Below are 22,525 nucleotides of genomic sequence, written 5' to 3' on the forward strand. Positions count from 1 at the left end.
GCGGGATGAAGCTGGCAATACGTCTGAACAAAAAAGTAAACCGTTCCTGGCAGGTCGATGCCCTGCTGTTCCTGGCCCTGGCCGGATTCGGAGCATTCATGGCGATTCCGTTAATTTATGTCATTAACAATGCGTTCAAGCCGCTGGATGAGCTGTTTATTTTCCCGCCTACGCTATTTGTACGCAATGCAACGCTTGAGAACTTCGCCAATCTGTTTCAGGTGATGAAGAATTCCTGGGTGCCGTTCTCCAGGTATATCTTCAACACGGTATTCATTACCGCCGCCGGTACAGCCGGGCATATCCTGCTGGCCTCGGCGGCGGCGTACCCGCTGGCGAAGCATAAATTCCGCGGCTCTAAGGTGCTGTTCACCGTGGTTGTCCTGTCGCTGATGTTCTCGCCGCATGTCACCGCGATACCGAACTATATGATTATGTCCGCGCTGGGCTGGATGGACTCCTACCAGGCGGTTATCGTTCCTGCCTTCGCCTATCCGCTGGGACTCTATCTAATGAAGCAGTTCATGGAGCAGATCCCGGATGCGCTGCTGGAGGCGGCGAAGATTGACGGGGCAAGTGAATACCGCATCTTCTGGCAGGTCGTCATGCCGCTGGTGAAGCCGGCCTGGCTGACGCTGCTCATTCTGATGATGCAGATGCTATGGGGCACAGACGGGGGCAGCTTCATCTACAGCGAGCAGCTCAAGACGCTGCATTACGCGATGGGCCAGATTATTCAGGGCGGGATCGCCCGTGCAGGAGTCGGGGCCGCTGTGGCGGTGATTATGATGACCGTGCCGATTGTGACATTCATTCTCTCACAGAGCAATGTGATTCAGACGATGGCTTCGTCCGGCATGAAGGACTGAAGCGATGGAGGCGTTAGGGTTGAGAATAAAGTCATCGATACTGGTGCTTGTATCCGTGCTGCTGCTTGTGGGCCTGTGTCCTAGGCCGGCCGGGGCGGCGCCGTATGAAGGATATACCTACTCCTACTGGGGAGACGCGGTTCAGTCGCCGATTGCTTATCTTCCTTCGAGGGCCATCAGCGGGCTAGAGGCAGGGACGGGAGCCTGGAACGTCCCGGGAGACCTGTTTGTCTCAGCGGAAGGGCTGCTCTATGTGCTCGATTCGGGGAACGGGCGGATTGTGGTGCTGGATAAGGAGTGGAACACACTCCGTGTCATCGAAGGCTTCCGGAACGGGGAGAAGAAGGACAGCTTCAATAACCCGGAAGGGCTCTTCGTTACGGACGCCGGCCGGATCTACGTGGCGGATACGGAGAATAGACGGCTGGTCGAGCTGGACGGCACAGGAACCTTCGTGCGGGAGATCGGAGCGCCGAAGGCGGATGTGATCGGAGCGGGTTTTGAGTATTTTCCGCGGAAGGTGATTGTTGATAAGGCAGGCCGCATCTATGTGGTCGGCAGAGGGGTCTACGAAGGGCTGATCGAGTTCGACAGCGACGGGCAGTTCACAGGCTTCATGGGCACGAACAAGGTGCAGTTTGATCCTGTGGATCTGTTCTGGAAGTCCGTATCGACCAAGGAGCAGCGCGAGAAGATGGTGCAGTTCATTCCGCTGGAATTCAATAATGTCGATGTCGATGAAGATGGCTTCATCTATACCACTACCGTGGATAAGAAGACCTTCTCTCCGGTAAAAAGACTGAATCCCTCCGGCATCGATGTCCTGCGGGTCAGCAGCGAGATCCCGCCCATCGGCGATCTGAGCCTGGACCGCTCCGCCTTCATTGACATTGATGTGACGGGGAACGGAGTGTACCGGGCACTGGACACCACGCGCGGGCGGGTCTTCACCTACAATGAGGACGGCAAGCTGCTATATGTAATCGGTCAACTCGGCAGCCAGCTCGGCACATTCAAGAACCCGGCGGCGGTGGAGAGCTATGAGAATGCGCTCTATGTGCTGGACCGTGATCTGGGGAGAATTACCGAGTTCACGGTGACTCAGTTCGGCAGCATGGTTAATGAAGCCAACACCCTGTACAGCTCCGGCAAGCATGATGAAGCCGCGAAGTTGTGGCGGGAGGTGCTGAAGCTGGATGCCAACTATGAGATGGCGTATGTCGGTATCGGCAAATCGCTGCTCCGCCAAGGCGAATACAAGCAGGCCATGACCTATCTGAAGCTGGGCAATGACCGCGAATATTACTCTAAGGCGCTGGGGAAATACCGCAGGGAGTATATGCGCGATCACTTCAGCATCTATATGACCGGAATGATAGCCGTGCTGCTGGGCGGCTACGTGATCGTCCGCCTGGTGAAGCGGCCGAGAAAGGGAGGGAGGGTTCAGGATGCCGTTTCTTAAGGACATTAAATATTCACTGCATGTAGCAGTACACCCCTTCGACGGATTCTGGGATCTGAAATATGAGAATAAGGGCAAGCTGCGCATGGCACTGGGCATTCTTATCGCCCTTACCGTGACTATGATTGTGAAGCGCCAATATGTAGGCTATGTGGTCAATTATAATCACCCGCTAGCACTGAACAGCATCAATGAGCTCAAGTATATTATTTTCCCGTTCCTGCTCTGGTGCCTGGCGAACTGGTCCCTGACGACGCTGATGGACGGGGAGGGTAAGTTCGCGGAGATCGTCATTACTACTGGGTACGCCCTGCTTCCGCTGATTCTGATCAACATTCCCAATATCCTGCTCAGCAACGTGATTACGCTGCGGGAGGCTTCCTTCTATCATTTGCTGGATGCTCTGGCCACGCTGTGGTTCGTCTGGCTCTTGTTCATCGGGACTATGACGGTTCATCAGTACACGGTGCTCAAAACGATTACAACCATGCTGCTGACGCTGGCTGTAGTGGCCATCATCATCTTCCTGGGCCTGCTGTTCTTCAATCTGATCCAGCAAATTGTCAGTTTTGTCTACACCGTCTACCAGGAGCTTTCAATTCGCGGATAAGAAAGGAGGAGCCAGGCTTTGAAGAAGAAGCTAACCATCATTGCAATTGTGATTATGCTCAGCGGCGCAGCCCTGCTGCCGTACACAGACTTGGCGGAATCTGCGCCTGAAGCGGCGGTACAGTCCGATGCGGCGATACAATCCGAAGCAACGGTACAATCTTCAGCGCAGAGCGTGCAGGACACCCCGAAATCGCCGGAGCTATCCGCAGATCTGAAGGCGGCCCTGGACAACGAGTATTTGACCCTGTATCTGAATCAGACGACTACGGAGATTGCCGTTAAGGATAAGAAGAGCGGAGCGCTCTGGTATTCTAACCCCCAGGACCGCGAACAGGATGCTGTCGCCACCGGATATAACAAATCCAAGCTGAATGTGCAGGTAGAGCTGACCTATTATGACAGCAAGGGCAATCTGATGAACTACGACAACTACACTCACAGTGTGCAGGGTAGCCAATTTACCATCGAGGAATCGGGCGACAGCCTGAATATCGTGTACACACTGGGGGAGGTCAAGAGCAATATCGATGGGATTCCCAAATACATCAGTGAAGAACGCTTCCGCACCCTAATCATCGACCGCATTGAGAAGGAGCGTGACAAGAAGGAGATCGAGAAACGGTTCAGGTACGATGAATCCAATAAGCGGTATGAACGAAGAGATACCTCCTTCAAGGGAGTGGGGCTTAAGAAGGTGACCTCCCTGTTCGAGCAGGTGGGCTATGATGAGGAGCAAATCGCCATCGATAAGGCGGCCTACGGCGAAGAGGAGGACGGAGCCGCCCTGGTGACGCTTCCCCTGGAATACAAGCTGGACGGGAAGCAGCTGCGGGTAAGCATCCCGGGCGATAAGGTCAGATATCCGGATAATATGCACATTCAGACGTTGTCGCTGCTTCCGTTTTTTGGGGCGAGCGGGACGAAGGATGAGGGCTACAGCCTGGTGCCTGACGGCTCCGGGTCGCTGATACACTTCAATAATAACAAGCTCTATGCTGCCCCATACCGTACCGCGATGTACGGACCGGATGCTGCGCTGACCCAGCTGGGGCAAGTGCAGAAGGAGGAGACCGCACGGCTGCCTGTATTCGGCATGAAGGTTCAGGACCGCGGCTTCCTGGCGGTGATCGAGAGCGGAGATGCGGTTGCAGCCGTGGAGGCAGACGTCAGCGGGCGGCTGAATCAGTATAACAATGTCTTCTCCAGCTATACGCTGGGCAGTCTGGAGGAAGTGACGCTGACCAACGGCTGGCGCTCCAGTACGGTGAAGCAATTTCAGGCAGGTATCTTCTCCGGAGATATCACTGTAGCCTACAGCTTCCTTGATAAGGAGGGGGCCAGCTACTCAGGCATGGCCGCACATTACCGGGAGTACTTAATCGAACATACCGGGATGGCAAGGCTGGAAGGGGCAGAGGACGTTCCCTTCTACCTGGAATTGATCGGCGGCATTCCGAAGAAGAAATTCTTCCTGGGCATTCCTTACAGCGCTTATGAGCCGCTTACTTCCTTCAAGGAGGCTGAGGTCATTCTGGAGCAGATGCAGGAGAAGGGGATTGGAGACATTCAGCTGCGGTATACCGGATGGTTCAACGGCGGCATCAACCATAATTACCCGAAGGGCGTATCGGTGGACAGCAAGCTTGGCGGGACCAAAGGGCTCAAGGAGCTCCAGGCCTACGCACAGGATAAGGGGGTTACACTGTATCCCGATGCTTCGTTCCTGCAGACCTTCCCGGAAGCCAAGGGCCTCGGCAAGTCACAGGCCTCCCGGCTGATTACAGGCAAGCTGGCGCATACGTATCCCTTCGACTTCTCCATGCTGAAGCTGGATGTGAAGCAGCCCTCCGGTTATGTCGTCAGCCCCCGGGTACTGCCGGGTGTGGTAGACGGCTTCCTCGGGGATTATGCAGCGCTTGGAGTGGACGGCTTGTCCCTGCGGGATCTCGGCAGCGGGCTGAATTCCGATTTCAATGCGGAGGATCTGGTTGACCGCCAGCGGGCCGAGGGAATCGTCAAGGAGCAGCTTGAGCGCATGAGCAGCTCGGTGCCCCGCTTGATGGTGGAAGGCGGCAATGCGTACGCGGCGCCCTTCGCCCGTCATATAGTTGCTGCGCCCATGCAGAGCAGCGGGTTCAATATTACGGATGAGAGCATCCCCTTCTTCCAGATGGTGTACCACGGCTATCTGCAATATGCCGGAACCGCCTGGAATATGGCTGACGATCAGGATGCATCACTCAGCCTGCTGAAGGCGCTGGAGACCGGGAGCGCACCTTATTATACCTGGTTCTATGCAGATCCCTCTAATATCAAGATGACAGGCTTCGACCGGCTGTATTCAGCCGATTACCGCAGCTGGATTGACCAGGCAGCCGGGCAGTATCAGGCCTTGAGCCGTGTACTGAAGAGTGTCCAGTCCCAGACGATCAAGGAGCATAAGAAGCTTGCGGCCGGTGTCTATCAGACGACCTATGAAGCGGGTACCGCAATTATAGTGAATTATAACCGTGCACCGGTGACTGTGGGCGGAGTAACCATAGACGGACGGAATTACCGGGTAGGAGGTGAGCAGCCATAATGAAGCTTAAGAAGCTGTCCCTGGAGCAAAAAAACAGATATTACGGCCTGTACTTCATTCTTCCCTGGTTCGCGGGCTTCTGCTTCCTGTTCCTGACGCCGCTGCTGTCTTCCCTGCGGTTCAGCCTCAGTAACCTGCAGGTCAATGATGAGGGCTTCACGCTGAAGTATATCGGACTCGCGAACTTCCGGGAGGCGCTGTTCTCCCATGAATCCTATGTCCGGACATTAACGGAATCCGTGATGAATATCGTGCTGAACACCCCGCTTATTCTGATTTTCAGCCTGTTTTTCGCCGTGCTGCTCAATCAGAAGTTCCATGGCAGGGTGCTGGCCCGGGCCATCTTCTTCCTGCCGGTCATTCTGGCCTCGGGTATTATTGCCAGCATTGAGAACGGGGATCTGATGCAGTCCGTTGTGCGCAGCGCCAGTGATTCCACGGGCGGAGGCCTGTCGGTGATCAAGAATCTGGAGTTGACCACGCTGCTGATCGAATCCGGTCTGAGCCCCACTGTGGTGCAGTATCTGACTGGGGCAGTGAGCCGGATCTATGAGATTGTCAGCCAATCGGGCGTGCAGATCCTGATCTTCCTGGCGGGGCTGCAATCGATCTCCCCTTCCCTGTATGAGGCGGCGAAGATTGAAGGCTCCACAGGCTACGAGGCCTTCTGGAAAATTACGTTTCCGATGATCGGCCCGCTGATCCTGACGAATCTGGTCTATACCATCATCGACAGCTTCATCAGCGACCAGACCAGCCGCATGGTGGTGGATACAGCGTTTAAGAGCTTCAATTTCGGGCTGAGCGCAGCCATGTCCTGGATGTATTTTGCCATCATTGCGCTGCTGTTGTGGATTACGACGGCGCTGATCTCACGCAAAGTCTTTTATCAAGACTAGCGGTTAGGAAGGAGGAACATTCATGAAGACAGAGACCGCAGCAATGCCGCACCGCTCCAGGAAAGAGCAGCTGCACAGGCTGGCCTCGGCCGCTTATTGGGTAGAATTTTCGAAAAAATGGTTATGGGTCATCGCCCGCTTTGTGCTGGTCTTCGGTATCTCGTTCGTCATCCTGTACCCGATCCTGCTGAAGCTGTCGATTGCGTTCAAGAGTATGGATGATTTGTATGATTCCACCGTGATCTGGGTACCGCAGGCGTTCACCCTGGAGAACTTCAGGCTCGTATTCAAGGCGATGAACTATCCGGCAGTCCTGCGGAATACCATGCTGTTGTCGTCAGCGGTCATGGTGCTTCAGACGATCATCTGTGTGCTGGCCGGTTACGGCTTTGCCCGGATTAAGTTCAAGGGGAGCGGGCTGCTGTTCGCGGCAGTGATCTTTACGATCCTTGTCCCCTCCCAGACAATCATGATCCCGCTGTACCTGCACTTCAAGAATTTTGACCTGTTCGGCCTGATTGAGCTGTTCACGGGGAAGCCGGCGAATCTCATTAACACGTATTGGCCGTTTATTATTTCTTCAATGCTCGGGATGGGCGTTAAGACAGGGCTGTATGTCTATATTTTCCGCCAGTTCTTCAAGGGCATTCCACGGGAGATTGAGGAAGCGGCCTATGTGGACGGAGCAGGCTATTTCACCACCTTCGCCCGGGTGATTCTGCCCAATGCCATTCCGTCAATGGTAACGGTGATGCTGTTCTCCTTCGTGTGGCAGTGGAATGACTCATTCTTCACCAATATGTATCTGAATGAACCGAAGGTCATGTCATCGATGATGTCATCGGCCGGCTACGGCATTGCTACCTACATGACAGGCGGCGGACAGGCGGCGAATTCGCTCGTTCAGGACCCGTTCTTCATGTCCATGATGATGAATACCAGTGTGCTGATGGCGATTCTGCCGCTAATTATTCTCTATGTATTCGTTCAGCGGCATTTCGTAGAGAGTGTGGAGCGGTCCGGTCTGGTCGGTTAGGAGGAGGAAATGAGCATGAAGCGGCTGGCAGCTATGGCGGTTACCGGCGTTGTTCTAGCGTGTGTTGTTGTAATTCTGTTCAGTAATAGAAAAGAGGAGGAAATCCCTGTGCAGCACCAGAAACCGCCGGATGCGGCAGTGACGATAGACGGCAAACTCCGCTATCAGACTATCGATAACTTCGGCGCGTCCGACGCCTGGTCCATGGACCCCCTGGGGAAGGAGTGGACCGAAGAGAATAAGAACAAGGTGGCAGATTTGCTGTTCTCACGTACCGAAGGAATCGGGCTGTCGGCCTGGCGCTTCAATATAGGCGCAGGCTCGGTAGAGACCGATCAGGCGATCATTCCAGATCCGTGGCGAAGAACGGAAGCCTTCAAAATAACGGAGGAAGCGCCGTACGACTGGAGCAGGCAGGCAGGCCAGCAGTGGTTCCTGCGGGCGGCTAAGGAGCGCGGAGTCGAATCCCTGATTGCCTTCGTCAACAGCCCGCCGGTCTGGATGACCCGGAATGGTCATGCCCAGCCTGATCCAGAGGTAGGGTCCAGTAATTTGAAGGAAGGCTCTGAAGCGGCCTTCGCCTCTTTCCTGATTGAGGTGCTGGAGCATTTCAAGCAGGAGGGCCTTGAATTCGATTATATCAGTCCCGTTAACGAGCCGACCTGGGACTGGAATCATGCGCAGCAGGAAGCCAGCCGGTACAACAATGACGACCTGAAGCGGGTGATTCTGGAGCTGCATGCCCAGCTCCGCGCCAGCGGGCTGGAAGCGCAGATCAGTGCCCCGGACGGGGTGGAGATTACCTCTCTGCTGGATGATGAACACTACCGGGAATTCACGGGCAGCGGCGTCTATTCCAGCGGGGCTAACAGCCTGGGGCTGGGAAAATACCGTGAATACATTAAGGATCTGCTGGGTGACCCTGTGCTGAAGGAAGCGGTAGGCAACAAGATCGCCTCGCATTCCTACTGGTCCGACTACAGTCATTCTGGCGACGACCGGCTGGTGAAGCTAAGAAGGCTGTTGGAGCGCAATCTGAAGCAATATGATCCGCAGGCCAAATATTGGGTCACCGAATACTGCATTATGGGCGACTATGGCCCTGGACGGGATCTGGGGATGGAGCCCGCGCTGCAGGTGGCGCGCACCATTCACTTCGATCTGACCGAGGCGGATGCAGCCGCATGGCAGTGGTGGACGGCGGTGTCCAAGGTGGATTACAAGGACGGCTTGCTGTACACCGACTACAATCAGCCTGGAGACGGGCAGAACATCCTGACCTCGAAGATCCTGTGGTCGCTCGGCAATTACAGCAAGTTCATCCGCCCCGGAGCGGTGCGGATTGCGCTCTCCGGTCTGAGCCAGGACGCCGGAGGCGAGCTGCTCGGCTCGGCTTACGTGCACGAGGAGGAGCAGAGCATGACGGCGGTGCTGGTGAATGACAGCCTGGAGGAGAAGCGGGTGCAGCTCACGCTGAGCGGGCTTGGGCTGAAGGCTTCGGCCTTGCGTTCCTATGTAACCAATGCGCAGCTGGATCTGGCCCGCGGCGAGGATCTGGCCGTTGATGTAGCTGCTGATGGGACAGCAGATGGGGAGCAGGTATTCCAGGCCGTTATCCCGGCCAAGTCGGTGGTGACCCTGGTGGCAGGCGGGCCGGAGCTAGAGGAGCAGGCAGGCCAGCCGGGTGAGGTTGCCGGAACTCAGGTTAACGGAAATCAAGCTGCACAGGACATTCCGGCGGCGGCGGACTATGCGGGCTATCTGTTCAGCTATTTCACAGGCGAAGGGACCGGGGACGGCGAGCAGGTATACTTCGCCCTCAGCGAAGGCAATGACCCGCTGCATTGGAAGGAGCTGAATAGCGGGAAGCCCGTGCTTAGGTCCAGCTTAGGCAACAAGGGGGTCAGAGATCCCTTCATCATCCGTTCACCTGAAGGTGGACAGTTCTATCTGATCGCCACCGATCTGAAGATCAACGGCAATTGGGATTGGGGCGCAGCCCAGACACAGGGCAGCCGGTCGATCATCGTGTGGGAATCGGATAACCTCGTGGACTGGTCGGAGCCTTGGGAAGCCAAGGTCTCTCCAGAGGAAGCAGGGAATACCTGGGCACCTGAAGTGATCTATGACCAGGAGAGCGGGGAATATATCGTATTCTGGGCCTCGCGGATGTACGCCGATTCCGCTCACACCGGGGACGCCTACCAGACAATCCTGTACAGCAAGACACGCGATTTCCGCGCGTTCTCAGAGCCGCAGGTCTATATGGACTACGGGTATTCGATCATTGATACCACTATGGCTGCGTATAACGGGAAGATTTACAGATTCACCAAGGATGAACGCGAGCAAGGCCCGGAATCCCCTTTTGGCAAAATGGTGTTCCAGGAGTCCCTGGATTCGGTATTTGCCCCTGCGGTGAAGCTGCTAAGCGGGAGTGTCGGGGGACTGAAGGGCATTGAAGGGCCAACCCTGTTCAAATCCAATACGAAGCAGAAGTGGTATCTGTTTGTGGATGAATTCGGAGGGAGAGGGTACATCCCGCTGGAGACGGAAGATCTTGATTCGGGTCAGTGGACGGTATCCACTGATTATGAGCTGCCGGCCAGCCCCCGCCATGGAACGGTAATTCCGGTCACCCGGCGTGAGTACGACGCTCTGAACGCCAAGTTCAGGCAGTGAATTAAGCCTGGCTTAGCGTGGCAAGTGGAAACGGCAATGCCGTCCTTTTAAAGGACGGTACCGTTTCAGCGGGAAATAGAAGGATAAGTTATCGTGTGGAACATATAAATTCTTATATTTTAAATAAAAACAGGTTCACCCTTGCCATTACGGCAGAGGTGAACCTGTTTGCTTAGAGCATCATGCTGAAGGCCGATGCTTATTTCGCGCTTTCGTAACGCTTGCCGACTTCTTCCCAGTTCACTACGTTCCAGAACGCCTTGATGTAGTCAGGACGTTTGTTCTGGTAGTTCAGGTAGTAGGCATGCTCCCATACATCGAGGCCGAGGATTGGAGTTGCGCCTTCGCTGATCGGGTTGTCCTGGTTCGGTGTGCTGGTTACGGCAAGCTTGCCGTCCTTAACAACGAGCCAAGCCCAGCCGCTGCCGAAGCGTGTAGTAGCTGCAGCCGCGAAGTCTTCCTTGAATTTATCGAAGCCGCCCAGCTCGCTGTCAATGGCAGCAGCCAGTGCGCCGGTTGGTGCGCCGCCGCCATTCGGTCCAATCACTTCCCAGAACAGGGTGTGGTTGGCATGTCCACCGCCGTTGTTGCGGACCGCTGTGCGGATCGCTTCCGGTACAGCGTTCAGGTCGGTCAGAAGCTCATCGATGCTTTTGTTTTGCAGTTCGGGTGCCTTTTCCAGTGCGGCGTTCAGGTTCGTCACATAAGTGTTATGGTGCCTGTCATGATGAATCTCCATCGTCAAAGCGTCGATGTGTGGTTCAAGTGCGTTGTTCGGATACGGAAGTGCCGGTAATTGAAAAGCCATGGAAAAATCCCTCCTGATTATATGTTGGTTTTGGAATATATCCGTTGAGATACTATTATTAAAACGCATCTGGAACAATAATGCAACATTAAATAAACAAAAATGTTTAAAAAGTATTTTCTTGTCCTCCGTACACAGAAAGTGTTAAGGCTATGTTAAACTATTAAGGCTTAGTAACTGGGACGTTTTGACTACCAATTCTCCTAATACATGTTAAATATGAAACTATATTGCATGAAAACGCTTCATATCAAGCGCTTTCAAAAGAAAAATGATGATAACGCGAGAAAAGTGTGCTTTAATAGAGACAAAAGCAGGTATTCCTCGGTTTTTGATGCTTTTTTCCACTTATACTGTTATGGAAACCCCTTCTTTTTGTAAAATCATAAGCCATAGAAAAGGGAGACTTTTAAGTATGCACGTTCGTTCCTTTCAATTAAGCGATGTTACTCCAGTGACTGAATTGCTGCAGACCGCATTATCGGAAGAATGTTTCGAGAGCACGATCGAGCCTTTCTCCAGGCAATTGTCATGGGATTCTGATCTCATTGTAGTTGCTGAGGATGAAGGAGAAATCATCGGTGCACTGATTGGTACGATTGAGAAGAATCACGGCTGTTATTTCCGCATCGCTGTCCATCCTGATTACCGCCGCAGAGGAGTCGGCAAGAGTCTTGTAACGGCTATGGAGAACAGATTTCAGGCGCGGAAGGTCAGCGGTATCTATGTTGCCGTGGATGAACACAATTCTTTTGCAATGCCGCTCTATGAGGCCATGGGTTATGACGAGAACCATATTTTCAAATCCGTGCGCAAGCTGAGCATTGTCGGGTAACTGTTGCTGAACCGCTGCTGTAAGCGGAATCAAATCTTAGAGTAGAGAACTATTGCAGGGCCGGAACTTCGAATATATGGATATTCCTGCATAGTCTGTTTCATTATACTAAAGCATATCTTCCCTATGTCCATTGCAAATGGGCGGGAGATATGCTTTTCTATTGTTAAGGACCTGATAACCCAATTGAAGCAAGTAGGTGGCCTATGAACCGGGAGCTTGAAGAAGATTACACGCGGAGCCGCAGACAAAGATACAGATCAGTAACGCATAACAAGTCCAGACAGAAGTCCAGAAGAACGTGGGTTAGGGATATGCGGGAGTGGATCATTACGGCGGGGATTGTGTTCGCTGTGATGTCGCTGCTTAATATTTATGTGTTCAATGTGTCTACTGTAATCGGCCAATCCATGGAGCCTACCCTCTATCAGGGAGAGAAGCTGATTATTAATAAAATCGCACTTAGCTTCGGGAATCCGGGCCGTGGGGAGGTTGTCGTCCTTCATGATCCCAGTACGGGACCCAGCCGTAAGGAATATCTGGTCAAGCGGGTGATCGGTATTCCCGGCGACATTATTGAAGTACGGAAGCAGCAGCTCTATCTCAACGGCAAGCTGCTGGAGGAGCCTTATATCGATACATCTATAGAAGATCCCGATTTCAGCAGCCTGACCGTGCAGGCGGGGACCTACTTCGTCATGGGGGACAACCGGCATGCCGGAGCCAGTAAGGACAGCCGTTATTTCGGCGCTGTCGCAGGGGAGAGTATCGTGGGTAAGGTGTCCCTGATCTGGTGGCCTTTCTCTAAGATGAAGGCCCTGTAGAGCAACCTTATTCAATCTATAAAGGAGAGGCGGATATGCACCTCAACATCCAGAAAGGTTACGCTCCGCCTCCTTCCAAATGGGAGGAACTTAAGGCTGAGATTAAGGCGGCCGCACCTGCACTCGGTATCGATGATATCGGGTTCACCACTGCGGAGCCGTTTTTATATTTGAAGAACATTCTTCAAGAGCATAGAGACAAAGGGTACGAATCCGGGTTCGAGGAGCCTGATCTCGACAAGCGGACAGTTCCGGCTCTGCAATCTGGAGAGCAGCCGCTCTCTATCATTGCGATTGCAGTGGCCTATCCCTCCAAGATGGAGGACCCGCCCAAATCCGAGCCGGGTGCGCGCAGAGGTATTCTGGCCCGCGCCTCCTGGGGCCAGGATTACCATCATGTGCTCCGGGAAGCGCTGGCGAAGCTGGAGAGCTTCATCCGTGAGCGTGTCCCGGATGCCGTGCTGGAGAGCATGGTGGATACGGGGGCGCTTGTAGACCGGGCCGTAGCAGAGCGGGCGGGGATCGGCTTCAGCGCCAAGAACTGCGCGATCATCTCCCCGAAGTGGGGATCATGGATCTATCTGGGGGAGATGGTGACGAATCTCCCGCTTCCCCCAGACCAGCCTGTGCAGGAGGGCTGCGGCGACTGCACCAAATGCATCGACGCCTGCCCTACCGGCGCGCTGGTCGGCCCGGGACAGCTCAATGCCCAGGCCTGTATCTCTTTTCTGACCCAGACGAAGGGCTTCCTGAGCGATCACTATATGACCAAGATCGGCAACCGGCTGTACGGCTGTGACACCTGCCAAATTGTCTGTCCGCATAACCGGGGCAAGAACTGGAACCACCGCCCGCAGCTTCTGCCTGACCCTGAGGTGGTCAAGCCGCTGCTGCTGCCGATTCTGGACCTCAGCAACCGGGAGTTCAAGGAGAAGTTCGGCAGCAGCTCGGCGGCTTGGCGCGGCAAGAAGCCGATGCAGCGCAACGCAGTCATTGCGCTGGGCAATTTCAAGGAGGCTTCGGCGGTGCCGAAGCTGACGGAGCTTCTGCTGAAGGAGCCAAGGCCGGAAATGCGCGGAACCTCGGCCTGGGCGCTCAGCCGCATCGGCGGCGAAGCAGCGCTTGCGGCTGTCGAGCAGGCGCTGGAGAGCGAAGAGGACAGCACGGTGCGCGACATGCTGGAGCAGGCTGCAGGCAAGCTCCGCGAGCAGGGAGCAGCGGACGGGAAATGAACCGCAGGCCAGCGGGATTTGCCAATTGCTGTCCAGTTGTTGAAATGCTATGATAGATTCGCGTGCCTGAACAGGGTTATCGCCAGACAATAGAGTACAAAGGTGGATTACAGATGAATATTGCATTGCCTATTATTACGCTTGTTGTAGGGCTGATCGGCGGATTCTTCATCGGCGTGTATTATCTGCGCAGACAGATGACAACGATGCAGAATGATCCTGAAATGCTGCAGAAGGTTGCCAAGCAAATGGGGTATAACCTGAACGGGAAGCAAATGCAGCGTGCCCAGCAGATGATGAAGAACGGCAATCAGCCGGGGCGTGCTCCTGCTGCGGCCAAAGGACAGTCCCGCAAGAAGTAATAATGATGATCGTATGAAATAGATAAGAGTCAGCTGCAGGTGCGGAAGGGGGGAGCTTTCATGGGGGGCATCAAGGAGTACAAGAACGGGAAGGTTTCTGTAAACCGGGAGCAGATTGAGTATCATGTAGAGAAGATTCTGGAATTAATCGGTGAGGATACCAGCCGCGAAGGCCTGCTCGAAACACCGGCCAGAGTGACGCGGATGTATGAAGAGATCTTCGGCGGTTATTCCATTGATCCGCGCGAAGCACTGGGCGTAACCTTCGACGAGTCTCATGAAGAGCTGGTCATTGTGAAGGATATTGTCTACTATAGCCAATGCGAGCATCACATGGCTCCATTCTTCGGCAAGGTGCATATCGGCTATGTTCCCAGCGGCCGCATTGCCGGACTCAGCAAGCTCGCCCGGCTCGTAGAAGCGGTCAGCCGCAGGTTACAGGTGCAGGAACGCATCACGGCCCAGATCGCCGACATCATGACCGAGGTGCTGAATCCGCACGGTGTCATGGTTGTAGTCGAAGGGGAGCATCTGTGCATGTGTGCCCGGGGCGTGAAGAAGCCGGGCAGCAAGACGGTCACGATGGCTACCCGCGGCTCCTTCCGTGAGGATGCTGCGGCAAGAGCCGAGTTCCTGGCCTTGATCAAAGATTAGGAACGGATAAGCCTGCCTGCCACTTCGACAGTGGCGGCGGGCTTTTTTTGCGCGAAGGGGTGTGGCTCAATGCTCCGCAGAGCCTTAGAAAGGCTGCCAGACCAGCTTACGGGCGGCCCCGTAGCGTTCGGCGACATAAGGCCAGTTCACGACTCTCCACCAGTCCTGGATGTAATCGGCGCGGTTATTCTGATGCTTAAGGTAATAGGCATGCTCCCACACATCGAGCACCAGCAGCGGAACGACATCCCACTGGGACAGATTCTGATGCTTCTCAGCCGTCAGAATCTCCAGTCTGCGGCTGCGCGGGCTCCAGACCAAGAGAGCCCATCCGCCGCCCTCAACTTTATTGGCAGCTTCACTGAACTGGGCTCTGAAGGCATCATAGCTTCCGAAGCTGCGTTCTATGGCGTCCAGCAGCGCACCGGAGGGGCGGCCGCCTCCTTGCGGGGACATGACATTCCAGAAGATCGTATGCAGATAATGGCCGGCCCCGTTGAACGCAAGCTCCCGCTCCCAATGCTTAACCAGATCGTAGTCGCCACTCAGGCGTGCTTCCGCCAGCTTGTTCTCCGCCTTGTTCAGTCCGTCTACATAGCTCTGGTGATGCTTGTCGTGATGAATGATCATCGTCTTCTCGTCAATATACGGCTCCAGTGCATTATAGGCATAAGGCAGAGGGGGAAGCGTATGCCCGCCGATGGGAACCGAGCCTGCCTCGCGGGATTCCCATAACGGAACTGCGAAGCTTCCTGTTCCCTGGAGATTGTCTCCGCTTGCAGCCGAATCAGGCGAAGGAGCAGATTCAGCCTGCTCCGGCGGATTCATCCGCAGCATCCCGGGCCCGTAGTCCGCAGGGGTCAGCGCGGCCAGCACAGCGAGGAAATATTCAGACTCCCGGATGAAGTGCAGCAGCGTGGTGCCCGCCAGGGGGAAGGCATTGACGGCGGCGCTGGCCTCCTTCATGGCCTTCAGGTGCCGGATGAATTCGGCGGACTGGTCGCAGGCGGTGTACAGCAGCAGCCCGGCTTCGGCGGCTGGACTCCCTGGACCGCCTGCGTCCGGTGCCTGCGGATTGGCGAGCAGATGCTGCGCTGTCTGTTCTGTAGCCAGGAAGACAATGGCCCAGTCCTGCAGCAGCTTCACATAAGGCTCCTCCAGGCGTGGGATGATCTGGATCAGGACCTCGGCATGCTCCTTCTCCTGGTTTTTCCAGAAGGCGATTTCCCCTAGAATCTGTACTGGCGGCGGTGCAACGAATACATATGGCATGATTTGCAGTCCTCCCGTCCTAAAGTTTCATCGGTCCATTATATGCCGGAGAGGAACAGCTTATGAGACTGGCCTGTGCGGGGAATTGCAGCGGACTGGAGGTCCTGTGCCCCGCACAGTAAAAAGGCATGCACAGAATGTATCACAGGATACATCTGCATATGCCTTAGGTAATGATAAGACTATTTGCTTGCGGTGGGGTTGCGGGGGCTCCCGCTGATCTGGGCCAGCTGCACATTCCCGAGAAAAGCGGATACCCGCCGCAGATACTCACGCGGGTGCTCGCGGAACAGCAGCTCATGATGGCTGTCCTCTACGATCCATGAATCGGAATACGGATTACTCTGGTTCTCCGCCAGTTCTTCGGCAATCGGATAAGGCGCCTTGTCATCCTTGGTGCCGTGCATGAACAGCACCGGGAACGGATAATCCTCCGATTTGACCTTGGAGTAAGGAATCTGATTCAGTCCTGTGCCGTTCAGCACCGGGAAAAGCATCTCCATAATCTCCAGCGAAGGCTGGCGGGGAAGATTAATGTTCTGCTTGATGTTATGGTACAAGGTGTCCGGCTCCAGCAGGAAGGTGCTGTCCAGAATCATCGCATCCACATCTTTGGTTACTAGACCTGCCTGCAGGGCGGTGCCTGCACCCATTGAGAAGCCCCAGACCACGATCTGGTCTGCCCCCTTCTCCTTGGCGAACTCAATGGCTCCGAGCAACTGCTGGGACTCCTTTTTGCCGCCGGTAGCGATATCCCTGTCAGTCTTGGAGGCGAAGCCATAGTCGAACATGACGACATTGAATCTCAGGCTGTGCGCGTAATGGGCCAGATCGTACATAGGAACCCAGCTCTCTTCGCGGTTCGCGCCGTAGCCGTGGCTGAAGACAATGGTTTTGGTAGCTCCTTTGGAAGGAATATACCATCCGTCCATCATGCGGCTGCCGTCCTGGGCAGGGAAGGTGATGTCCTCGTAGGCGAGCCCCTTGGCCTGATAAGGATTGGAATAGATGGGGGCTACGGTAGGGTTCGAGAGCACCCAGGCGATATAGGCATGCAGGGCAATGAAGCAGAATACAAAGAAAAAGAATACGGATAACAGCAGAGCAACGACGATATGCTTAACGCGTATCATCCGCAGTGGAATTAAGGATGACGAAGCGGACTTATCCTCATTAGGGATACGGGAGACCGGCGCGCCGGGATGACTTGTTGCCAGATTCATAAGGTCCCCTCCTGAAAGTTTCAAGATTCAGAGCATGAATAATTCATATATTTAATCGTAAATTTATGCCCTTACAAAGTCAATGGAATTAGCGCTTTTGTAATGTAACTGTAAACTGCGGACGGCGGAATATGGATGTGGAATCTGCTGGACTTTATTTAGGCTTTTGCACTAAGATAGGGATATCTTAATAATTATGTAACCGGGTTTCAATAGGTGAAACATGTGAAGGGGAGATCGGGGTGGAAGACCGGAAACTGACTGTACGCGCCGTAGAACGTGCGCTGGATATATTGTTGTGCTTCACTCAGGATAATGATGATTACGACCTTAGTCTGACGGAGATTTCTGCAAAGATTAGTCTGCATAAAAGCACAGTGCACCGCTTGCTGACCACACTGGAGGAGAAAGGCTTCCTGCAGCGGGACGAGGGGACTGACAAATACCGCCTGGGTATCCGCATCTGGGAGCTGTCCACACATCTCCCGACGCTGAACGAACCGGCGGTGCTTCTGCTGCCCGCCATGGAGCGGCTGCGCGACCGTCTGGGAGAGACGGTCAGCTTGTACCTGCGCGACAATCTGGAGCGTGTGCGCATTCAGGCTGTGCAGAGCCGGCAGGCCATCCGCCGGGTAGCCCAGATCGGCGCAAGGCTGCCGCTCTCGGTAGGCGCATCGAGCAAGGTGCTGGCTGCTTACGCACCGCCGGAAGTGCAGGTGCGGCTGCTGGCCGACCCCGCATGGCCGGACAGCGTAGAGCGCAGTCAGTACCTTGAGCAGCTGAAGGAGATTACCCGCTGCGGATATGCGACCAGCTTCGAGGAACGCGAGCCCGGCGCGGCAGCCGTGGCCGTGCCCATTGCCGGACGGGCCGGGGGTGTGGTAGCGGCGCTCTCGCTGTCCGGCCCGGTCAGCCGTCTGTCGCGGGAGACCCTGGAGGAATATGCTGTTATTCTGGCCGAGGCCGCAGCTGAAATGGGCCTAATGATGGGCTGAACTGGAGGCTTCCGGCAGCAGATCCATGCAGGAAAACTTTAGGACATACAGGCTATTTAGCCTTCGTCTTTCATTGAATATCTAGTTAAAATGAACTATTATTAATCATGATTAGCTAAATTAAATTTGAAGAAATAAAAGGAATCTAGGGGCATGAGGTGATGGGATGAAAGTAGTTATACCCGATTCACTGATGGGAGAAATTCAAGAGCTCCAGGATACGTTCGGCTCTGTTACGGGTCAGGCGATTGTGCTTACGGATCAGGCTGGGAATGTAGTTACCCGCCCTACGCTTTCCGGAATATTCTATCAGAAGATGTTTAAATCCCTGCAGGGAATGGAGCGGCCCTTTGAGCCTGCATTGCTCAGGATAGGTCCCTTATCACATCCTGCTGTACTTGAGGAATGGGTTCCCGGACTGAAATATGTGGTCAGTCCGCTGGTCCCTGACTATGGCCAGACGTACTATTTATGGTCCGGCTTATATATGGAGGAAGGCACCCGTGGGCTTATGCTGCAGGCGTTCGAGGCCAAGATGCGGAATCACCCCGACTATGAGATGTTGAAGGATGTACTGGCGGCCATGCCTGAGCTTAGCCGGGAAGGCATCGCCAGCATCAGGGGGAAATTGAGTGTGCTCGGGAATGTGCTCTCCAAATTGCTGGCGGGGTGCGCAGTGAAGCCGCTGGAACAGAGACGGGGCCTTGTGATTTCCCAGCTGTTATCCAATCTGGAGAGTGAGTTCCTGAAGATAGAGGTTGTGCTGCAGCAGATGGCCGGTACGTTATCTGACGCAGAGCTGTATGCCTTTGCCCAAGAGCAGGAGGCTGGCCAGTTCACGGTGAAATATTCTGCCGGCAAAGAAGCGGGACTCCTCATGAATGCCGGGTTCCAGCAAGGAGACGGTTTTCTGGGACAGGCCGTTCTGGGCAGAGAGCCACGGCACTGGCAGGGCGTTGCCCAAGATCCGAGATCGTTATTCTTCACCCAGCGCGGGATGACGCAGCCGGAATATTTGTCATGTTATCCGGTGAGAATTCACAGCGGGAAGAGAGCATTACTGCTCGCTGTCGGCTTTGGGAAGAGCCGCCCGATACAGGACTATGCCCAGTATGAGCAGAATGTTACTGCGCTCCTGGGCTTATCCGGACGGGGAGAGCAACTGGTGCAGCGTGAAGCCCTGCGCAGGGAGGCCACTCTGCGTTTGAAGGAGGCTGCCCGCCTGCTGCCGCAGGCCGCATCCACTCAGGAGCTGGGCACCGGGCTGCTGGATATGATTATGGGCATGCCGTTCTTCCCGTCATCGGTACTCGTATTCTTCGAGGAGCAGCCGGGGGATACCCACTACGCCAAGGGGTGGAGGCCGGAGGAGATTGCGCCTTATGTCCAGGACCTCCAGTCCCGGTACTCCTCGCAGGCCTTTCTCTCTTCTGCGATCATCAACGGGGAGGCGGAGGGGCAGGTTTTGCTCGAATGTCCGCTGATTGCCGAGAAGGTATTCAAGGGCATTCTGTCTGTGGGCTTCAGACGCCGCAGTGAAGCCGAGGAGTGGCTGTCCTTAACCGGCTGTCTCGCCAGTCTGGCGAGTACTTCAATCCGTCTGATCGAGAAGGAAGCCAGACATATGAAGCAAGCAGGGGTCTTCACCGGGCAGACGCTTCATTATCTCCGGCTCAGTAATCCCGAGCTGCACCGCCTGTCGGCGGAGGCTTCTGCCATGGCGTATGAGCTTGCCCGTTATACAGGACTGCCGGAGCGGGAGTCAGAGCAGATGAGAACGGCCGGTCTGCTGGCACCGTTCAGTCTGGCCTTCCTGCAGGGGTACGGGTTTTATCCGGAGGAGCTTTCTTTGCTGAAGCAGGTGGACCAGTTTGCTTCGTTCTATTTTCAGATCAATAAGCCTTCGGTCTCTGTCACTGCCCAGCTGCTCACGCTAGTGCTTCATCATACAGGCAAAGGTGCGGATAAGGAGCAGCTGGCGAACACAGATCTGGAGTGGCTGGACCCCTCCCGCTTCAATCTGGATGATCATGTGGTCGGGGAGCTTTACAGTGAGCCGCGCAGCACCTTTCAATCCTTCTTGCGCAGCCGCTCGGAAGCGATGCCTGCCAGAAGAGGCGTGTCGGCAGGCAAGCTGCTGAACAATACAGCGCTGAAGACGCCCAAGGAAGAGTGGGGGATCTCGCCGCGCGAGGAGGAAGTGCTGGAGCTGATTATTCTGGGCAAGACGAATAAGGAGATTGCCGGTGCCTTGTTTATCAGCGAGCATACTGTTAAGAATCATCTAAGCCGCATTTTTAATAAAATGGACGTAACGGACCGTTCACAGATTATAGCGCTGGTCTACAAAAGAATATTTGATTCTGAGCATATCGAAATGTCCTGAAGGCTCCCCTGAGGCCGCGATAATTTATCCGCGTATGCCAGTAGAAGGGCTGTCCCAAAAGTAAATATTCTATAGGTGACAACAAAACCTTATAGCTTCAACAAAGCTTAACAGGTAAAAAAGGAGCGCTTCTCCGTTATTGGAGGAACGCTCCTTTGCGTTTCTGGTCGTTCGCTGCTTGCTTCAGCCCCGCAGCCCGTAACATTTTAGGGTAATATTGCAAGAATTGCAGCAATACTGCCCCATAGAAATGGTCTCTGCTGAAATCCTGCATGAAATGCAACAAATCCAGCGCTAAGTTACACTAAGCACCGGAGTTCCTGCAAATGATGCAACAATGTACCGCAGCCCGTAACATTTTTAGAAGAATCCTGCAAAATGTGCAACAATGCGATCCATACAAGCGGTCCGTGAGAGAAAACGCTCAGAATTGGCAATAAGGCGGAGCACCGCCCGGAAGGAAGAAACACTTCAGAAGGTATGCGGAAACCGGCTACAATGTGCAGCCAAAAGGCATAGGGGCTGGATGTATGTCATCAGAGGCGATGAGGCACCAGCATCCTTAACCCGTTAGGTTGATTTTGTTGTGAAAAAATTCCCGGGAGTGTTGTCAGCCTACAAACTCTGTGTTATATTACTGATGATAATGATTATCAATATCATACATACATAGGGGGATTATCTTGCGATACTCTAAACGAAGTCTTGTCCTGATTGTCTTTACTCTCGTCATGGCTGTCCTGTTGTCAGCCTGCGGTTCATCGGGTAACTCCGGCTCTGGCTCCGGGACGGCAGCGAATGCACCTGCACCTGCAGCTTCTGAAGCACCCACTGCTGCTCCGGCTGCTGGCGAAGCTCCCGCTGAAGCAGAGATGGTTACCTTCCAGGATGGCGCCGGTGAGGTTCAAGTGCCTAAGAATCCGCAGAGAATCGTGGATACTACAGCCTTTTATACAGGATATCTCCTGGCGCTGGGCGTGAAGCCGGTAGGGGTGATGCAAGGAGCCAAGGATAGTCCGTATCTTGCAGAGATGCTTGAAGGTGCAGAAGGGCTTGGTGATGATGTCACCCCGGAGAATATCCTGTCCCTGAACCCTGACCTGATTATTGTGTATACCGGCACAGAAGGCATCGACAAGCTGAAGGAAATTGCGCCTGTGGTACAGATTCAATACGGCGCCAAGAATTATAAGGATCAGATGCTCGACTACGGCAAGCTGGTGAACAAGAATGATGAAGCCAAGGCCTGGATCGCCCAGTGGGAGGCAAGGATTGCTGAGCTGAAGCCGCAAGTGCAGGCTGCTGTTGGTAATAAGACCGTATCCATCCTGAATCCATATGCCAAGGGGCTGTTTGTCTTTGGGCATAACTATGGCCGGGGCGGTGAGATTCTGTATGGTGAGTTCGGCTTGAAGGCTCCCGCTGAAGCGCAGAAGGAGGCCATCGACAGCGGAACAGGCTGGGCTTCCATCTCCATGGAGAAGCTGCCGGACTTTGCCGGAGACATTATCTTCACCTGCCCATGGTCAGGGGATACTACAGACCCGAAGATTGTCTATGACAACCCGCTGTGGAAAGGCCTTCCGGCAGTCAAGGCAGGGAATGTATTCCAGTTGAATCCTGCTGCCGATACGTACAATGACCCGATCTCCCTGGAGAAGCAGCTGGATTTCATTACGACCAGCCTGCTGTCAGTCAAATAGGGCTTACGTGAATATGACAAAAAGCTGCGCCGGTATCAGATTTCAGTCTGATACCGGCGCAGCTTGTATAATGATCTAATCTTATGAAGC

At 54.5% G+C, this 22,525-nt stretch carries 17 protein-coding genes and 1 pseudogene; 15 read left to right on the plus strand and 3 right to left on the minus strand.

What is annotated here, in order from left to right; translation table 11 throughout:
* The first annotated feature begins 5 nt into the window (after window positions 1-5).
* Genes NST43_RS01355 through NST43_RS01385 form a run of 7 tightly spaced genes read left to right on the plus strand, consistent with a single transcriptional unit; the run spans window position 6 to window position 10,141 of the window.
* Complete coding sequence (locus NST43_RS01355; RefSeq protein WP_209993721.1) at window positions 6-869, plus strand: carbohydrate ABC transporter permease; 864 nt, start codon at window positions 6-8, stop codon at window positions 867-869.
* Between the two features lie 19 nt (window positions 870-888).
* Window positions 889-2,331, plus strand: a complete 1,443-nt coding sequence (locus NST43_RS01360) for a tetratricopeptide repeat protein (RefSeq protein ID WP_339222045.1) — start codon at window positions 889-891, stop codon at window positions 2,329-2,331.
* On the plus strand, window positions 2,318-2,941 hold the full coding sequence (locus NST43_RS01365) for a Yip1 family protein (protein WP_339222047.1): 624 nt from the start codon (window positions 2,318-2,320) through the stop codon (window positions 2,939-2,941). Before NST43_RS01360 ends, NST43_RS01365 begins: the two co-directional genes overlap by 14 nt.
* A gap of 18 nt (window positions 2,942-2,959) precedes the next feature.
* Complete coding sequence (locus NST43_RS01370; RefSeq protein ID WP_339222049.1) at window positions 2,960-5,524, plus strand: DUF5696 domain-containing protein; 2,565 nt, start codon at window positions 2,960-2,962, stop codon at window positions 5,522-5,524.
* Entirely contained in the window at window positions 5,524-6,423 is a 900-nt protein-coding gene (locus NST43_RS01375; protein ID WP_076085557.1) for a sugar ABC transporter permease, read from the plus strand. Before NST43_RS01370 ends, NST43_RS01375 begins: the two co-directional genes overlap by 1 nt.
* A 22-nt stretch (window positions 6,424-6,445) precedes the next feature.
* Window positions 6,446-7,459 carry a carbohydrate ABC transporter permease gene (locus NST43_RS01380; protein WP_339222052.1) on the plus strand — a complete coding sequence of 338 codons (1,014 nt, stop codon included), beginning with the start codon at window positions 6,446-6,448 and terminating at the stop codon, window positions 7,457-7,459.
* 15 nt (window positions 7,460-7,474) lie between these two features.
* Window positions 7,475-10,141, plus strand: coding sequence for a glycoside hydrolase (locus NST43_RS01385; RefSeq protein WP_339222054.1), 2,667 nt, complete (start codon window positions 7,475-7,477; stop codon window positions 10,139-10,141).
* A 199-nt stretch (window positions 10,142-10,340) separates the two neighbouring features.
* On the opposite strand, the gene NST43_RS01390 is transcribed toward NST43_RS01385, so the two are convergent.
* Window positions 10,341-10,949, minus strand: a complete 609-nt coding sequence (locus NST43_RS01390; protein ID WP_036723775.1) for a superoxide dismutase — start codon at window positions 10,947-10,949, stop codon at window positions 10,341-10,343.
* A gap of 415 nt (window positions 10,950-11,364) precedes the next feature.
* Between NST43_RS01390 and NST43_RS01395 the strand changes: the two genes are divergently transcribed.
* The 5 genes and pseudogenes from NST43_RS01395 (at window position 11,365) to folE (ending at window position 14,856) form a co-directional block, all read left to right on the plus strand.
* Window positions 11,365-11,784: a GNAT family N-acetyltransferase gene (locus NST43_RS01395; RefSeq protein WP_036700038.1), complete on the plus strand. Its 420-nt coding sequence runs from the start codon at window positions 11,365-11,367 to the stop codon at window positions 11,782-11,784.
* 206 nt (window positions 11,785-11,990) lie between these two features.
* On the plus strand, window positions 11,991-12,608 hold the full coding sequence (lepB, locus tag NST43_RS01400) for a signal peptidase I (RefSeq protein WP_339222056.1): 618 nt from the start codon (window positions 11,991-11,993) through the stop codon (window positions 12,606-12,608).
* Between the two features lie 35 nt (window positions 12,609-12,643).
* Window positions 12,644-13,837 (plus strand): annotated as a pseudogene (queG, locus tag NST43_RS01405) (tRNA epoxyqueuosine(34) reductase QueG); the annotation flags it as partial.
* 116 nt (window positions 13,838-13,953) lie between these two features.
* Entirely contained in the window at window positions 13,954-14,202 is a 249-nt protein-coding gene (locus tag NST43_RS01410) for a YneF family protein (protein ID WP_209993728.1), read from the plus strand.
* A gap of 60 nt (window positions 14,203-14,262) precedes the next feature.
* On the plus strand, window positions 14,263-14,856 hold the full coding sequence (folE, locus tag NST43_RS01415) for a GTP cyclohydrolase I FolE (protein ID WP_209993729.1): 594 nt from the start codon (window positions 14,263-14,265) through the stop codon (window positions 14,854-14,856).
* Between the two features lie 84 nt (window positions 14,857-14,940).
* On the opposite strand, the gene NST43_RS01420 is transcribed toward folE, so the two are convergent.
* Together NST43_RS01420 and NST43_RS01425 are read right to left on the minus strand one after the other, a co-directional pair.
* Window positions 14,941-16,128, minus strand: a complete 1,188-nt coding sequence (locus NST43_RS01420; RefSeq protein ID WP_339222058.1) for a Fe-Mn family superoxide dismutase — start codon at window positions 16,126-16,128, stop codon at window positions 14,941-14,943.
* A 182-nt stretch (window positions 16,129-16,310) separates the two neighbouring features.
* The gene (locus tag NST43_RS01425; RefSeq protein WP_209993731.1) at window positions 16,311-17,351 is read right to left on the minus strand and encodes an alpha/beta fold hydrolase; all 1,041 of its coding nucleotides are present in this window, start codon (window positions 17,349-17,351) and stop codon (window positions 16,311-16,313) included.
* A 242-nt stretch (window positions 17,352-17,593) separates the two neighbouring features.
* On the opposite strand from NST43_RS01425, the gene NST43_RS01430 reads away from it, so the two are divergent.
* The 3 genes from NST43_RS01430 to NST43_RS01440 all read left to right on the plus strand — a co-directional run bounded on the left by NST43_RS01430 (window position 17,594) and on the right by NST43_RS01440 (window position 22,435).
* A complete protein-coding gene (locus NST43_RS01430; RefSeq protein ID WP_209993732.1) occupies window positions 17,594-18,346 on the plus strand; it encodes an IclR family transcriptional regulator in 753 nt (250 codons plus the stop codon).
* A 166-nt stretch (window positions 18,347-18,512) separates the two neighbouring features.
* Entirely contained in the window at window positions 18,513-20,732 is a 2,220-nt protein-coding gene (locus NST43_RS01435) for a helix-turn-helix transcriptional regulator (RefSeq protein WP_339222061.1), read from the plus strand.
* Between the two features lie 683 nt (window positions 20,733-21,415).
* On the plus strand, window positions 21,416-22,435 hold the full coding sequence (locus NST43_RS01440) for an ABC transporter substrate-binding protein (protein WP_339222063.1): 1,020 nt from the start codon (window positions 21,416-21,418) through the stop codon (window positions 22,433-22,435).
* Window positions 22,436-22,525 lie beyond the last annotated feature (90 nt).

Source organism: Paenibacillus sp. FSL H8-0332, assembly GCF_037963835.1.
GTDB classification, from domain to species: Bacteria; Bacillota; Bacilli; order Paenibacillales; family Paenibacillaceae; genus Paenibacillus_AQ; species Paenibacillus_AQ rhizoplanae.